This window comes from Haloprofundus sp. MHR1, from assembly GCF_005155585.1.
Classification (GTDB): domain Archaea; phylum Halobacteriota; class Halobacteria; order Halobacteriales; family Haloferacaceae; genus Haloprofundus; species Haloprofundus halophilus.
The window spans coordinates 1,074,670-1,089,580 of the sequence record NZ_CP039833.1; the positions used below are offsets into that span (position 1 = coordinate 1,074,670).

Sequence of the window (14,911 nt, forward strand, 5' to 3'; positions counted from 1 at the left end):
CTCAGAATCCACCTCCTTCAGCGTCGGCGAACTTCACGATGTAGACGGACACCGCGATGCCGATGATGGCGGCTGTGATGAACGCGACGGACGCCGCGGTCCCGTACGCGCGTTGGTTGAAGCTCGTGACGACCAGACACGACAGCGACGGCACCGTCGTACAGGCCGACGTCGTCTCGATGATGCCGTAGACGCGCATCGCCGCGATGGTGCGGAACAGCATCGCAACCAGAACCGTCGGCATGATGAGCGGCAGCGTGATCATCTTGAACTGCTGCCACTTCGACGCGCCGGCGACCTTCGCGACGTCGTACAGCGAGCGGTCGATACTCTGCAACCCGGCGAGGATGAGCAACGCCATGAACGCCGACGTTTTCCAGATGTCGGCGACGATGATGATAGTCGTCGCGTCCACCGTGTTCGCCAGCGGCGTCGTCCCGATCCACGTGAGTTGATTGAGCAGCGTCGGGTTGTCGCTCGTGCCGATGAGGAAACCGATTCCGGGCTGGAACAGCAGGTAGAAGATCATCCCCTGGATGACGATGGGCACCGCCCACGGGATGATGATGGCGACGCGAACCCAGCGCCGACCGCGGAACTCCTGGTCGAGGACGAGCGCCTGTCCGAATCCGATGATCGTCTCGAAGAAGACGCTCACGAACGTGAATATCAGCGTCACGCCGAGTGCGCTCGCGAATATCCCGTTCGGCGTCAGCGACGTGGGCATGAACGCCGACGGGAGCGCGTAGCTTCGTTGGTTCGTCAGGAGTTCGACGTAGTTGTTGATACCGACGAACTGACCGAGATTAGCCGAACCCGACAACGCGTCGGCGAACAGCGACATCCAGAACGTCGTGACGAGCGGGTACACTGCGATTACCAGCAGCAGTATCAGCGCTGGCACGAGCAGCAAGTACGCGTACGCCGTCTCGCTCAGGTTTTCCATCCAGCGGACTGTAGAGACGTACGGACCGGACCGTGAACCGTCGCGAACAGTCCCCTGAGATTCCTGTTCTGTGGCCATTGGTAACAAGTATTAACGTTGAGAGGCAGGCGCTTAGGCGTTCTGTTCGATCTGCTCGAGGGTGGACTCCAGACTCGACATCGCGTCCTCGGGCGCCTTCTGCTGGGCGTACGTGGAGTTGACCTCCTGGGCGATCTGGTCGGACTGCTGGGACCAGACGGCCGTGACCGGTCGCGGAACGGCGTTCTCACCGGCGACGCGAAGCTGTTCGAGGTAGCGGCCGATGACGGGCACCTCCGCCGCGCGGTCGGAGTTGAGCAGTTCCGGTTTCGGCGGGATCCACCCGAGAATCTCGAACATCGCGAGGTTGAACTCGTCGGTCATCATCGTCTGAATGACGGCCGCGGCGGCGTTCTTCTTCTCGGTGCTCGAGTTCGGGTTCATCGAGATGTGCCAGCCGCCGAGCGCGGCCGAGGGACCGCCGGTGCCCTCGTACTCGGCTTCGTCCGGCGTCACGGCGTACGGAATCGGCATCACGCCGAGGTCCTCGCCGTAGTTCTCCTCGGCGCCGTTCTCGACGATGGAGTACGGCCAGTTGCGGAGCGCGACCGCGTTGCCGTTGTCGAACGGCGCCTTCGAGGGGTCCTCCTGCCACTGGAGGACGGCCTCGGGCGAGATCTTCTGGTAGCCGTCGAGCGAGTGCTCGTCGTCCTGCCCGTGGATGAACGTCCGGATCATCCGGATGGACTGCAGAACGGGCTCCTCGTTGACGGTGATGGGCCGGTCGCCGACCGGACCGAACAGGTTGCTGTGGTCGCCGAAGTACGCGCCGCCCCAGCCGGTGATGAACTCGTTGAAGTCACAGCACGACAGTCCCTCGTAGGACGCCGCCTGGAAGTTGAAGCCCATCTCGACGTCGTCGTTCTGCGAGACGACGTCGGCGATCATGTTGTTGAACTCCTGCCACGTCATCGACTCGGTCGCCCAGTTCTGTCCCTCGGGGTCGTAGCCGGCGTCGGTGACGAGGTCCTTCCGGTACTGGATCGTCGGGAAGTCGGGGAACAGCGGAATCGCGTACAGGTCGTCCGAGTCGGGGTGTTTCGCCGTCTCGACGCTCGCACCGAAGTAGTTGTCGTTGACCTGCGATATCCAGTCGCTCGGCAGCGATTGACTGAGGTTCTGCAGTTGGTCGCGGACGATGAACGGAATCGTCCACCCGCTGTCGGTCATCAGGAGCGTCGGCTCCTCCTGTCCGGAGTTGAGCCACGTCTGATACTGGTTCTGCCGGTCGTCGGTCACCTGCGACCCGCCGAGGATGTCGATGGAGATGTTCTCCGGCAACCCGGCGTTCCGCAGGGCCTCGGTGATGCGGTCGACGTTGTCCGCGACGCGGGAGTCCGCCGCCCACTGGACGGTGACTTCGTTGTCCACTGCACCCGGGTCGAGTTGTTCGGCGCTCCCGTTCCCGCCGCTGTCGTTGCCACCGCCGTTGCCACCGTCGTCCTGGCTCTGAATACATCCGGCGAGGCCGAGTGCGACGCCGGACGTACCGGCAGCCTGCACGAACCGTCGTCGGGAGACACCACTTCGCCGCTTCGACTTGTCACGTGAGTCAGCATCGACCATTACAGTTTGAGTTCTTGGTATAGGACTTATTTATACTTTCGGCACAGTTACTACGTCTGTTGTAGTGAATTAACTGACTCGTGGTATTCAGCCCCTCCGAGGGCTCTGTCACCGGTTTTCTGCAGCGTTAATCGGGGCCACATCGAGTCAATCTCACTCTACCGTGCGTTATGGAGTGGTTCAATTTTTATGTTCGACCGGCCAGTGGGGCGTCTTCGGCGATTCGATTCGCTCCATTTCCGCGTCGGTGAGGCTCACGTCGAGCGCCTCGACGTTCTCTTCGAGGTGGTCGATGCTCCGCGGACCGATGATGGGCGCGGTGACGACCGGTTTGTGCAGCAACCACGCGAGCGACACCTGTACCGGCGAGACCCCCTTCTCGTCGGCGATGCCGCGAATCTCGTCGAGTACCGCCCAGTTCTCGTCGGTAAAGCGGTCCTGCGTGTACTCGTCGGTGTCAGCACGGAGTCCCTCTTCGATGTCGCCGTCGCGCTCGTACTTCCCGGTCAGGAAACCGCCCGCCAGCGGTGACCACGGGATGACACCGATACCTTCGCCCTCGCAAACGGGTAGGAGATTCGCCTCCTCGTGGCGGTCCACGGCGTTGTACTCCGGCTGCATGCAGGTGAAGCGCTCGTAGTCCTCGATATCGCTCTTGTACAGCGCCTTCGTGAACTGGTAGCTGGTCATCGTGCTCGCGCCGATGTAGCGCACTTTGCCCGTCTCGACGAGGTGGTCGAGCGCCGACAGCGTCTCCTCGATGGGCGTCTCGTCGTCCCAGCGGTGAATCTGGTAGAGGTCGATGTAGTCGGTTCCCAGGCGCTCCAGACTCGCCTCCGCCTGGTCGAGGATGTGTTTTCGGGAGAGTCCCTGTCCGTTCGGGTAGTCGCCCATCTCGCCGAACACTTTGGTGGCGACGACCAGTTCGTCGCGGTTACGCCCCTCGATGGCCTTCCCGACTATCTCCTCGCTCTCGCCGCGCGAGTAGACGTTCGCGGTGTCGAGGAAGTTGATACCGAGGTCCAGCGCGCGGTGGATGAGCTCGATGCTCGCCTCCTCGTCGTCCATCATCCACTCCGCGTCCGACCCGAAGTTCATACAGCCGAGACAGAACCGGGACACTTCGAGTCCCGTAGTTCCGAGTTTCGTGTACTCCATCTCCGTCATACCGTGAGATTCGGTGACCAACGGCAAAAGTGTTGGAGGCGGCGGCGAAATGTGAATCGGGCGACGGCGCGGCAGAACCCTCAAGTCACCCCGGCGACCACTCGTCGGTATGCCACTGTTCGACACTGTCCGGCGACCCGAGTACACCGGCGAGCGTCGTTGTTGGCCGTGTACCGGGGTCAACGCCGCGATTATCGCGGTCGTCTGTCTGCTGCTCGCGCCGTTCTCGTACGGACTCTCGATTCTCGTCGGCCTCGTCGGCGCCGGCCTCGTCTACCTCCGCGGCTACGCGGTGCCGTACACGCCGGCGTTCGCGCCGAAACTCGTGGCTCGTCTCCCCCTCGACTTCGGGCCGGACTACGGCGTCGACGACGGCAGCGGTAGTCTCAGCGACGTCGGCAACGGCGGAAGCGCCGAGGCGGGGACAGACGCGGACGCCGGCGGCGACGACGTCGAAACCGGTCGCATCGGCGCTGTAGACGGAGATTCCGACGACACTGGCGACGCGGACGACGACGACTCCGGCGACGACACCGACAACGCGGACGACGACACCGACAACGCGGACGACGGCGACGACGCCGAGACTCGGCGCTCGGACGCGTTGGCCGACGACGACGTCGACGGCGACGCGCTCGTCCACGAACTCGGCGCTGCGGGCGTGTTCACCGACGACGGCGAACTGTACCTCACCGACGCGTTCGCCGACGAGTGGAGCGCCGAGTTGGCCGAGTTGCGCGACGGCGACCGCGAAACCCTCGCCGCCGCGGCCGCGGGCGCCATGCCCGCGGAGGCGACGTGGGACCTCGACGACGAGTGGGTCGTTCTCGAAGCCGACGGGGCGAAGACGTGGCTCTCGGAGTCGGTGGCGATCTCGGAGACGGCCGCCGTTCGAGCGCTCCGGTCGCGCGGCGTCGACGACGGCGTGGCCGCACAGGCGGCGAATCCGCTCCGAATGTTCCTGCCGGAGTGTCCGGTTTGCGGCGGGAGCGTCGAGGAGACGACGGTGCGGAACTGCTGCGGCGGGACGATGGGCGTCTACGATTCGCCCGATATCGCGGTGCTCGCCTGCGCGGAGTGCGACGAACTGCTGTACGAGTTCTGAACCGAGAGAATCAGTCGTCGTCTGCGCGCTGTGCGCCGTCGCGGAGTCGCTCGGCGCGTCCCGGCGGCTCCTCGCGACCGATGCGGATGTCCTGACCTTCGACGTCTTCGAGCGCCGCGACCAGCCCGCCGACGTGGACGGGTCCGTCTTCGGTTTCGACGACGAGCGAGGCGACTTCCTCGGTGTCCTCGAAGGCGAGGTCGACGACTCGGCCCTCGACGACGACCGGGTCACCGGTCTCGATGTCGCGGCCCTCGACGGTCGCGTAGAACTCGCCGTCGAGGTCGCGGATATCCTTCACCGCGCGGCGAATCGAGGCGTAGCGCCGGGGGAAGGGGCGGTTCTTCCCGTCGGCGGTGAGCGTCTCCGCCGTCGTCCAGAGGACAGTCCCGAAGAAGCCGGAGACCAGAAAGCCGAGCGCCGAGCGGTTGAAGATGACGCCGTAGCGGTCGCGGTCGTCGCGGAGGGCGTCCTGCGTCGCGTAGATGGAGTACTCGCCGTCGGCGACGGCCAAGACGGGCGTCGTGATACCTCGGCGGGTTCGTGCGATGGTACAGACGTCCGCGTAGTCGAACTCCGCGGGGTCGGGCGCTTGCGAGGCGGGCGTGACGAGCAGGTCGATGCTCACGCCGTCGTCGGTCGCCGCGACCAGATCCTCGTGAAAGCGCTGGAGCAGGTCCGGCGTCAGCGAGAGCACGAGTTCGAACTCGGCGGAGTCGATGATCTCCTCGATGTAGCGGAGAATCGTCGACCGCGATTTGACGAGCGAGACGGCCTCCGTCTCGCGTGCGGGGGCGGTGTAGCGCGCGCCGAGTTCCTCGACCATCTCGGTGAACGAGTCCCGGAAGTTGCCGAAGGCGTTCTCGGGGTCGACCGCGACGATCTTCATCGGCCGCGACTCCCGGAGTTCGACGAGTCCCCGGTCGGCGAGGCTCCGAACCGTGTCGTACACCCGCGGTTGCGGGATGTCGGTCCGGTCGGCGATTTCGCTCGCGGTCAGTTGCCCGTGTTCCAAGACGGCGAGGTACGCGTCAATCTCGTACTCGCCGAGGTTGAAGCGCTCGCCGACACGCTCCATCGTGAGTCGGAGGTCGTCGACCATGATGAACGGGCCACACTCCGTACGTAAGTGATTTACTATAATATGAGTAGCACACGGTTCCGAAAACACGTTGTGTGGGCTGCTTGAACGTTCGGCGCAACCGGCTATCAACGTTCTGGTCTACGTCCCCCGCAGCGGTGGCGCTACATGTACATTCGGTCTTCGGCCGTGTCGCTCTCGCGGGTCTCGATGCGCTCGGCCAGTTCGCCGTAGTACTGTCGGACGCGCTCTGCGAACGCTTCGAGCGGACCGGTGTCGACGCCGAGGTCGTACACCTCGTCGACGGTGTCGAGCAGCCGCAAGGCGGCTTCTACGTCGGGGACCTGCGCGTGGACCGGCGTGACGTAGACGCAGACGCCGAGCGGCGAGGAGAGGCCGCGTTCGACGAACGCCGCGTTCGTCCCGTCGAGGAAGCCGTTACCCATCGGCGGAACCTCGGTTCCGGCGAGCCGGGACTCCCGGTAGTCGTCGGTAGCGATGTAGAAGGTTCGGTGCTGCTCGGGGCCGTGCGGAACCGGCACGCCCGAGAGAATCGCGACTTCCTCGACGTTCGCGGTCTCCGTCCAGTCGAGAATCGCGTCCGAGAACATCTTTCCCGCCGCCGCCGGGACGAACAGTTCGCTGACGAGCACGGTGAGGTCGATGTCCGACCGGGAGAACAGTCGCGTGTGGTGCCGGGGTCGACCGTTCTCGAACGGCGTGATGGCGGGGAGACCGGCGGCGGTGATGTGGCCCGTCTGTTCCAGTTCGAGGTGGTCGACGAGGTAGTCGACGGCGGTGAGCCCGGCGAGGCCGAACGTCGAAAAGCCCGCCAGGAGCGTTTCGCTGGGTTCGGTTTCGTGCGTGACGTGGAAGTCTAACGTCGGTCGTGGAGTCGGTTGCGAAGCGGCCATATCACAGATACCGACGGACGGGGATTTAGCGATTCGCCGTCCGTCGTTCGCCCTCCGCCGCCCGTCGTTCGCCCTCCACCGCCCGCTTCGTACGGCCGCGGCGTCGCCTCCGGAGGACAACGCTTTTTCGCGTTGCCTGAGTCACGTGTCTCAATGATAGCGGGTCGAGTACCGGCGGTTCCGCCCGTCGTACTCCAGCAGACGACCACCCCCGACGGCTCCGAGAGCACCGCAGAGGGCGTCGGTAAGCTCCTCGCCAGTCTCGTCCCCGAGTGGCTCCAGCAGATTCCGGGCTGGCGGTTCGCCCTCGCGCTGCTCATCCTCCTGGCCGGCGTCTATCTCTCGAAACTCGTCGTCCGACTGCTCGGTCGTCCCGTCGCAAAGCGGTTCGCTCGCCAGAGCGTCGCGCAGCTGGTGCTCTCGGGCATCAGGGTCCTCGTCGTCATCCTCTCGATGTTCGTCGCGCTCGGCGCGTACAACGTCACCTTCCCCGACATCTTCGTCTTCGGGACCGTGTTCACTGCGGTGGTCGGTATCGTCCTCGCGCCCATCATCGGCAGCGTCATCAACGGGCTGTTCATCCTCGCCGACCAGCCGTACGAGATCGGCGACATGATCGAACTCGACAGCGGCGAGCGCGGCTTCGTCGAGGAGATAACGATTCGGTACACGAAGATGTTCACCCTCGACAACACCTTCCTCGTGCTGCCGAACTCCTCGATCCGCGAACGCGACGTCGTCAACCACTCCGCGGAGGACAAACGGACGCGACTCACGCTCAACGTCGTGGTCACCTACGAGTCGGACGTCGAGACGGCGCGACGACTCATCGAACGGGCGGCGCGGAACTGCGAGGACGTCATCGAGGGGGGTCCCGCCATCCGCATCGGCAGCGCCCGTTACCCGGCGAAACCGACGTGCTACCTCGACGAGTACGGCGACCACGGTATCGTCCTGACGCTGCGTTACTGGGCGAAACAGCCGTACAAGCTTCTCACCGTTCGCTCGAAGGTCCAGACGCGAATCAAGACGCAGTTCGAGGAGTCCGACGCGACGCTGGAGTTCGCCTACCCGCACCAGCACCTCGTCTTCGACGAGACCAGCGGCACGGCGAACGTGAACGTCGGCACCGGGAACTGGCGGTCGCTCCCCGGCGACGGCGAGCGCATCTCGAACGCCGAGGACCCCTCCGGGCGGAACACCTGAGTCTCGAACTCGCGCGCTACGGATACGGATGGAACGGCGCGTCCAACTGCGCCTCGAATCCGAGGTCCGCCGGCACTCGCCGCGCTCGCTCGCCGAAGAACGTTTCGCCCGTAAAGAGCGGCTGCGCCTCCGGGGCGACGACTCTGACCGCCTCGAACCCGAGCGCCGCCACGTCGGGCGTCGTGACCCGCGCAGCGTAGGTGTCGAGACCCGCGGCGGACGCCCGCGAGACGACCGCTTCGAGCTCTTCGGTACCCGACAGCTCGGCGGTCCCCACGTCGTCGGCGCGCACCCGGCCGGCGGCGTCGACGAACCGACGCGCCGCCCGCGGGAAGTCGGCGTACTCGCCGATAGCGCCGCTCTCGCCGGCCGCCCGTTCGGGACCCATCGAACGGAGTTCGGTCCAGTTCTGCAGCGCCTCCGCAAGCGCCGAGCGAGCGGCCGCCGTGGCGTCCAGATTCGCCCCGGAGCCGAGGGCGAAGCGCGGCCACGCGGCCGCTCCGTCTTCCCCCCTCTCGGCACTCGCACCGCCGCGATGGACCGCGACGGCGACGACCGGGACGTCGACGTCCTGCGTCACCAAGAGCGGCGTCACCGACAGCGACTCCGCGCGTGCGCGGCCGACGAGCGCCTCGAACCCGTCGTCGTCGACGACGAGTTCCAGCGGGTCGAACGTCGAGTACCACGCGAGCATCGTCGCGTCGCGTTCGAGCACCTCGTACAGTCCCGAGAGGCAGGCTTCGACCGTCGAGTTGCCGAGGCCGAGACCGGTCGTGATGGCGGGCTTGTGCCGTTCGGTCGGCGGCGGGAACTGGACGAACTCCGCCGGGAGCGAGACGGTCTCCCGGGAGTCGAGGTCGGTCCCCTCGACCCACTGAATCGCCTCGTCTCGACCCGCCGTCTCCCGCCCGTCGGGGCGGACGAACCGCCGCGGCGAAACCGGGTTCGCGCGGTTCGTCTCCGGGGCGGTGACGAACTCCCCGCTTCGGTAGACGCCCGCACAGTAGCGCTCTAACGCCTCGCCGAGCGCTTTCATGAACGCCGGGTTCCAGTCGGCGTCGGCGCCGGCGGCGAACTCGGCCGCCCGGGCGTCCGAGAAGACGGTCGTGTCCGCGGTCTGTGCGAAGTAGTACGGCACCGGGAACGACGCGCGCTCGCCGACGCTGCGGACGAGGCCGACCCGGTCGTCGAGCGCCCGCTCGGCCCGCGCGAGCGAGTCGTCGAGGTCGGCGTCGCGGTGAGCGAACGAGAGCGTCCGGTCGCGGGGAGCGGCGCAGTCACAGCCCGGAACCGGGTGGAACTCCCGCTCGGGGCCGGGCAGTTCGACCACGGTTCCCGCGACGCCGTCGCCCGAGAGCAGCGAGACGGCGCGCCGACCCGCGACGGCACCGGCGAGGCGGACCGCCGCCCTGTCGCCGCGGGGGCGGTCGGCCGTCACGTCGTCGTCGAGGTTCGAGGAGACGCGCGCGCGGAGGCAGCGGAAACACCCCGATTCGGCGTCGAACACGGAGACAGAGGCGTCGAGCGCGGAGAGGGGGTGGCCCCCGACGCCGCCGATCTCGACGGCGACCCAGCGGTCGGCGAGGTCGTTCGCCCGCGCGAACGCGTCGCTTCCGGCGGGCGCGACGACGGCACCGACGTCGAAGTCGGCGAGGGAGCCGGGTGTCGTTTCCGAGACCTGTGCGTCGATGTCCGCGAACGCGGCGCGAAGCGACTCCGCGGCGGGACCCGAGCCGACGAGACCGACGTGCATGGCTCGCCAGAGGGACGAGAGGAAAGAAAAGGCGTCGTTCGGCGTGTCGAACTCGACGGGGTTCCGCACGCCGACGTGGCGGGGATACGGTCGCGGAGACGGTGCGGCCGCTGTCGGGTGTAGTGCCACAGTACCGCGCGCGAGGCCATCGGCCGAGCGCGCGGCCTTTTTAGTCCAGGTTTTTGCACCGAGTGGGTTGCGCGAAGCGCGGCCCCGAGGTGGAAAAACGTGGGTTTAGTTGAGCATGCTCATCGCGACGCTGGCGAGTTCGTCGCCGCTGGCGCCGCGGAGTCGGTCGTCGCCGAGTTTGAGGCGGAGGCGCGGGCGACCGACGTCGATGGGGACCTTCTCCGTGTCGATGAGGCCCATGTCTTCGAGCTTCGTCTTCGTGCGCGAGAACGTCGCCTTCGAGGCGATGCCGACGTCTTCGCCCCACTTCGAGATGTCGTACAGCAGGACGTCGTTCTTCGCCGCGACGAGGAGGCTGATGGTGACTTCGTCGAGACCGTCGCCGTCACCGCGCGCGGTTTCGAGCGAGGCGAGGACGGCGTCGAAGTCCGACTCCGCCTGGTCGCCGATCTCGGTTCCGAGCGTGTCGCGGACGCGCGAGATCGGGGGCGTGCGGAGTTTGAAGTCGGGCGACTCCTCCCAGAGCGTCTCGTACGTCTCGAAGGCGGCGTCGACGAACTCGGCGTCTTCGGTCGTCAGCGCGGCGACGCGGTCGTTCGCGGTGACCAGCGCCATCACGGCGTCGCTGGTGACGAGCAACGCGTTGTCGATCTCCTCGTCGATGGTGCGCATCGAGAGCGCGCCCGCGTCGATGAGGTCGGCGGCGTTGCTGGCGACGATGAAGTCGCCCATCACGTCTTTCAGGATTCCTTCGTCGGCGACCATCCGGATGGTCGGCAGGTCCGTGTCTACCGAAGTAGCGACGGCGATGAGCTCCTCGACCGCTTCGGCCGACGGGTCGACGACGAACAGTTCGTCGTCTGCGTCTTCCAGCGCGGCGCTGAGAATATCCTCTATCTGTTCTTCGAGTAAATTCGAGGCCATGTTGCTGTGGTCATAAACGGTGCGTGATTATTTAATATTAACGCTAATTCGCGGTTGGATTCGTAGAACGCCCGAGAACGCTTTCGACGGCCCCGGTTGTTTGTTATTCTACACTTTCCGCAATTGTTAACTACCGTCATGCTACATAATTCGCCGTATATGTCAGAGAACTATTCCGAACGGAGTCACATCGTAACGTCTGCGACGACGTGGGTCGCTCGACACCCGCGCGTGTTCGTGGTCTGTATCGCACTCCTCCTGGGAATCGGGACGCAGGGGACGGTCGGCGCGGAGACGTTCGTGGAGCCGTACAACGCTCACAGTACGTCTACCGGTCCGTAATCGGGGGTTCGGCGCTCAGGAGCGGAGCAGCGTCAGCAGTTCGTCGGACCAGTGGATGTCGCCGTCGTAGACGATGGGCGTGTCGGCGTGCTCCAAAAACTCGCACAGTTCGGTCTGTTCGAGGACGTACGTGCCGACCGACCCGAGCAACCGCGACTCGTCGTCGGGGGTGATGTGCGTCTGGAAGTAGCCGCCGTTGATCCACGGCGAGTGGACGCTGTACTGGAGTTCGAACCGCCCGTCGTCGAGGCGAGTGAGCACGGCGTCCGAGGAGACGTAGTTGTCCGACTGCGCGAGCACGTGCGTTCCGTCGCCGACGACGGCGTAGTCTTTGCCGGTCATGATGCGCCGACGCGCCATCTGCATGGCGCGCTCGAAACAGAACCCGTGGACGAGCAGTCGGACGAACATCGTCCCGACTTTCGCCGCTTGGCTGTCGACGACGCGGTTGAACGTCACCGCGCCGGCGACGCTACCGCGTTCGACGAGGCCGACTCCCTCGTAGAACGACCCGCAAGCGTTCAGGAAGAACGTCTGCACGTTCGATGCCGACAGCGACGACACCGAGAGGTTACCGTCCGGACAGCGCAGCCCCGCTCGGTCGCAGTGGCCGATGTAGTGGACGAAGTCGTGCGGCGTCTCGAACACGGTCGCGAGCTCCTCCGTCGTCAGATGCTCGCGGACTTCGATATCGATGTCGAGGTCGGCGGCGCGCTCGCGGTAGATCCGGGCGGCGTCGGCGTGCTCGTCTTTCATCCCGCTGTCGTTGAGGATGGCGACGACGGAGATGGAGTCGCCGGCGCGGCCCAGGAAGTCGAACCGGTTCTCGTACGCCTCGGGGATGCCCTTGAACACGTCGATGGGGACGCCGCCGGCGAGCCACCCGTGCGTGCGGCCGGGGCCGAGTTTCGGTTTCGTGAGGTCGATGGCGACGGACTCTCTGGGCGACGGTTTAGTACCGCGATAGAAGTCGTCGAGCGACCGCGAGAGGCGCTCGCCGCCGTCGAGCGGCGTCGACTCCGGCAGGAAGATGTTCGGGACGTTCTGCAGGAGATACGGGAGCGTCTCCGCGTGCGACATCGTCGGTTCGACGTACATCGAGAGGTGCCACTCGGGCAACTCCTCGGAGACGCGCTCGAACGGCGCGTCGAGGTAGGCGTTCAGTCGCTCCGCCACGGGAGCGGCGTACAACCGGTCGGCGTCCAGACCGAGCTCCGAGAGCAGCCGGTACTCGGCGAGGTCGGTGCCGTGCGGACCCGCGTTTCTGACCAGACAGTCCAGGAGGAACGTCCGCCGAAGCAGCGACGCCGTCTCGTACTGAAACGACGGGAGCGTCGGTAGTTCGTGGACGCGGCCGGCGGCTTCGATTCGCGGCGTCACCGAGTCGTCCGAGTCGTCCGAGTCGACTGAGACGTTCGCCCCGAGGTAGTGCGCCAGCGACGACGCCGGAAAGAGATAGTCGAGACTGGCCGGGAGGCGCAGTTCGATGGCCGTCTCCTCGCGTCGTCTGGAGACGACGTCCGGAATCGAGACCGCGTCGCCGAAGGCGATTCGCGGCGGGTGGTCGCGCATCGTCGGATACGACCGGTCGGCGGTCGTCGTCCGGTGTCCCGACGGGAACTGCGACAGCGCCGTCGCGATGCCCTCGGGCGTCCGCGGAACGACGACCGTCTCGGCCGGTTCCTGGGTTCGGCTTCGGAAGCCGAGAGTGACCGACGTCGGCTCCGGAAACGAGAGTATCGACGCCTCGTAGTTCGGTTTCTCGAGCCGTGCGGGCCCCGAGAACGCGACGTACGCCAGTACGTTTCCCTCGACGCGGACGACGTACTCGTCCGACGGGAGCGGTATCGGCCCGACTTCGCTGGCGAGTTCGTAGCTGTCTCCCCCCGTCGTCTCGGCGACGACGAACACCGGCGGAAAGCGCAACTGCGTCGTCGTTCCGGAGACGGTGACGTCCGGTTCCCGAGGGACCGTCGGTCCCTCGTCCGTCTCCGTCCAGCGCTCGGCGGCGACGTCGATAGACGTCTTCGAGGAGTCAACGGCTCGAATTCCTTGTTCGGTCGACTCCACCGAAATCATGTCGGATACACAAATAGACGACCGGCGACGTATATCTCTGTCGGAGGGGGAGAAAACCGGTTTTTCGGCCGTCTACGTCCAGATATCGGCTGTTTCGGGAGCGTTCGGAGCCCGCATCGTCCGCGGTGGACGGGCGACCGCCGGAGGGTCCGCCGTTCCGGGCGGCCGGGGGCGAAGCTTCGGGGGCACGTCGTGAGGAAGGCGGGGGTCGCCGCCGAGCGGAAGGCGGGGGGCGCCGCCGAGCGGAAGGCGGGGGGCGCCGCCGAGCGGAAGGCGGGGGGCGCCGCCGAGCGGAGAGCGGAAAGATGCGGGGAGAGGGACACACTTAATGCGATTTCAGCCGCCACGACAGACATGGACTACGAGCACGTACGCGAGGTCGACCCGGCGGTCGCAGACGCCCTCTCCGGCGAAGTGACTCGCCAGCAGGAGACGCTGGCGATGATTGCGAGCGAGAACCACGTCAGTCGCGCCGTGTTGGAGGCACAGGGCAGCGCGCTGACCAACAAGTACGCCGAGGGCTACCCGGGCTCTCGCTACTACGCCGGCTGCGAGTACGCCGACGAGGTCGAACGCCTCGCCATCGACCGGGCGAAAGAGCTGTGGGGCGCAGAGCACGTCAACGTCCAGCCGCACTCGGGGACGCAGGCGAACATGGGCGTCTACCTCGCCATGCTCGAACCGGGCGACAAGATTCTCTCCTTGGAACTGAACCACGGCGGCCACCTGAGCCACGGCCACCCGGCGAACTTCACGGGGAAACTGTACGACGTCGAGCAGTACCACGTCGACGCCGAGACGGGTTACATCGACTACGACGCGCTCGAAGAACAGGCCCGCGAGTTCGAACCGGACATCATCGTCTCCGGGTACTCCGCGTACCCGCGTGCGGTGGAGTGGGAGCGCATCCAGGACGTCGCAGACGACGTGGGCGCGTACCACCTCGCCGACATCGCCCACATCACCGGCCTCGTCGCGGCGGGCGTCCACCCCTCGCCGGTCGGCGTCGCCGACTTCGTCACCGGGTCGACGCACAAGACCATCCGCGCGGGTCGCGGCGGCATCATCATGACGAGCGAGGAGCACGCGAAAGCCGTCGACTCGGCCGTCTTCCCCGGCGCGCAGGGCGGCCCGCTCATGCACAACATCGCGGGCAAAGCCGTCGGCTTCCACGAGGCGATGCAGCCCGAGTTCGAGGAGTACGCGGAGCGCGTCGTCGCCAACGCGAAGACGCTGGCGGAGACGTTCGCGGAGAACGGGCTCGGCGTCGTCTCCGGCGGCACCGACACCCACCTCGTGCTCGTCGACCTGCGCGAGTCGCACCCCGACCTCACCGGCGGCGAGGCCGAGGAGGCGCTCGAATCGGTCGGCGTCGTCCTCAACGCCAACACAGTCCCCGGCGAGACGCGCTCGGCGTTCAACCCCAGCGGCATCCGCGCGGGCACGCCCGGACTCACGACCCGCGGTTTCGACGAGGAGGCGACCGCCGAGGTCGGCGACCTCATCTACCGCGTCGTCGACAACCACGACGACGACGCCGTGCTCGAAGACGTGAGCGCGAGCGTCAGGGACCTCTGCGAGGCGCACCCGCTGTACGAGTAAAACCGACGTAGAAACGGCA

Annotated in this window: 12 protein-coding genes; 4 read left to right on the forward strand and 8 right to left on the reverse strand. The window is 66.2% G+C overall.

All coding sequences use genetic code 11. The annotated features are described in order from the left end of the window. Position 1: 1 nt before the first annotated feature. The 3 genes from FCF25_RS05455 to FCF25_RS05465 form a co-directional block, all read right to left on the reverse strand. Entirely contained in the window at positions 2-946 is a 945-nt protein-coding gene (locus FCF25_RS05455) for a carbohydrate ABC transporter permease (protein WP_198665724.1), read from the reverse strand. Between the two features lie 111 nt (positions 947-1,057). Continuing rightward, positions 1,058-2,527: an extracellular solute-binding protein gene (locus tag FCF25_RS05460; RefSeq protein WP_254425902.1), complete on the reverse strand. Its 1,470-nt coding sequence runs from the start codon at positions 2,525-2,527 to the stop codon at positions 1,058-1,060. 243 nt (positions 2,528-2,770) lie between these two features. Continuing rightward, entirely contained in the window at positions 2,771-3,757 is a 987-nt protein-coding gene (locus FCF25_RS05465) for an aldo/keto reductase (protein WP_117595135.1), read from the reverse strand. 109 nt (positions 3,758-3,866) lie between these two features. Between FCF25_RS05465 and FCF25_RS05470 the strand changes: the two genes are divergently transcribed. Beyond that, complete coding sequence (locus FCF25_RS05470; protein ID WP_137047571.1) at positions 3,867-4,862, forward strand: hypothetical protein; 996 nt, start codon at positions 3,867-3,869, stop codon at positions 4,860-4,862. 10 nt (positions 4,863-4,872) lie between these two features. On the opposite strand, the gene trmB is transcribed toward FCF25_RS05470, so the two are convergent. Further along, positions 4,873-5,964: an HTH-type sugar sensing transcriptional regulator TrmB gene (gene trmB / locus FCF25_RS05475; protein ID WP_117595137.1), complete on the reverse strand. Its 1,092-nt coding sequence runs from the start codon at positions 5,962-5,964 to the stop codon at positions 4,873-4,875. A 143-nt stretch (positions 5,965-6,107) separates the two neighbouring features. Continuing rightward, positions 6,108-6,857 carry a proteasome assembly chaperone family protein gene (locus FCF25_RS05480; RefSeq protein ID WP_117595138.1) on the reverse strand — a complete coding sequence of 250 codons (750 nt, stop codon included), beginning with the start codon at positions 6,855-6,857 and terminating at the stop codon, positions 6,108-6,110. Positions 6,858-7,010: 153 nt separating this feature from the next. Between FCF25_RS05480 and FCF25_RS05485 the strand changes: the two genes are divergently transcribed. Continuing rightward, on the forward strand, positions 7,011-8,063 hold the full coding sequence (locus tag FCF25_RS05485; RefSeq protein ID WP_137047573.1) for a mechanosensitive ion channel family protein: 1,053 nt from the start codon (positions 7,011-7,013) through the stop codon (positions 8,061-8,063). Positions 8,064-8,079: 16 nt separating this feature from the next. Here FCF25_RS05485 and FCF25_RS05490 read toward each other — a convergent pair whose 3' ends face one another. Both FCF25_RS05490 and tbsP read right to left on the reverse strand, forming a co-directional pair. After that, complete coding sequence (locus FCF25_RS05490) at positions 8,080-9,816, reverse strand: YcaO-like family protein (protein ID WP_137047575.1); 1,737 nt, start codon at positions 9,814-9,816, stop codon at positions 8,080-8,082. A gap of 234 nt (positions 9,817-10,050) precedes the next feature. After that, entirely contained in the window at positions 10,051-10,869 is an 819-nt protein-coding gene (gene tbsP, locus FCF25_RS05495) for a transcriptional regulator TbsP (protein WP_117595140.1), read from the reverse strand. A 159-nt stretch (positions 10,870-11,028) separates the two neighbouring features. Here tbsP and FCF25_RS05500 point away from each other — a divergent pair, with 159 nt between their 5' ends. Further along, positions 11,029-11,211: a hypothetical protein gene (locus tag FCF25_RS05500; protein ID WP_137047577.1), complete on the forward strand. Its 183-nt coding sequence runs from the start codon at positions 11,029-11,031 to the stop codon at positions 11,209-11,211. A 15-nt stretch (positions 11,212-11,226) separates the two neighbouring features. Here the strand turns inward: FCF25_RS05500 and FCF25_RS05505 are convergent, their stop codons facing one another. Further along, a complete protein-coding gene (locus FCF25_RS05505) occupies positions 11,227-13,290 on the reverse strand; it encodes a hypothetical protein (RefSeq protein ID WP_137047579.1) in 2,064 nt (687 codons plus the stop codon). 354 nt (positions 13,291-13,644) lie between these two features. Between FCF25_RS05505 and glyA the strand changes: the two genes are divergently transcribed. Further along, positions 13,645-14,892 (forward strand): serine hydroxymethyltransferase, encoded by a 1,248-nt coding sequence (gene glyA / locus FCF25_RS05510; protein WP_137047581.1) that lies wholly within the window; start codon positions 13,645-13,647, stop codon positions 14,890-14,892. The last annotated feature ends 19 nt before the right edge of the window (positions 14,893-14,911 follow it).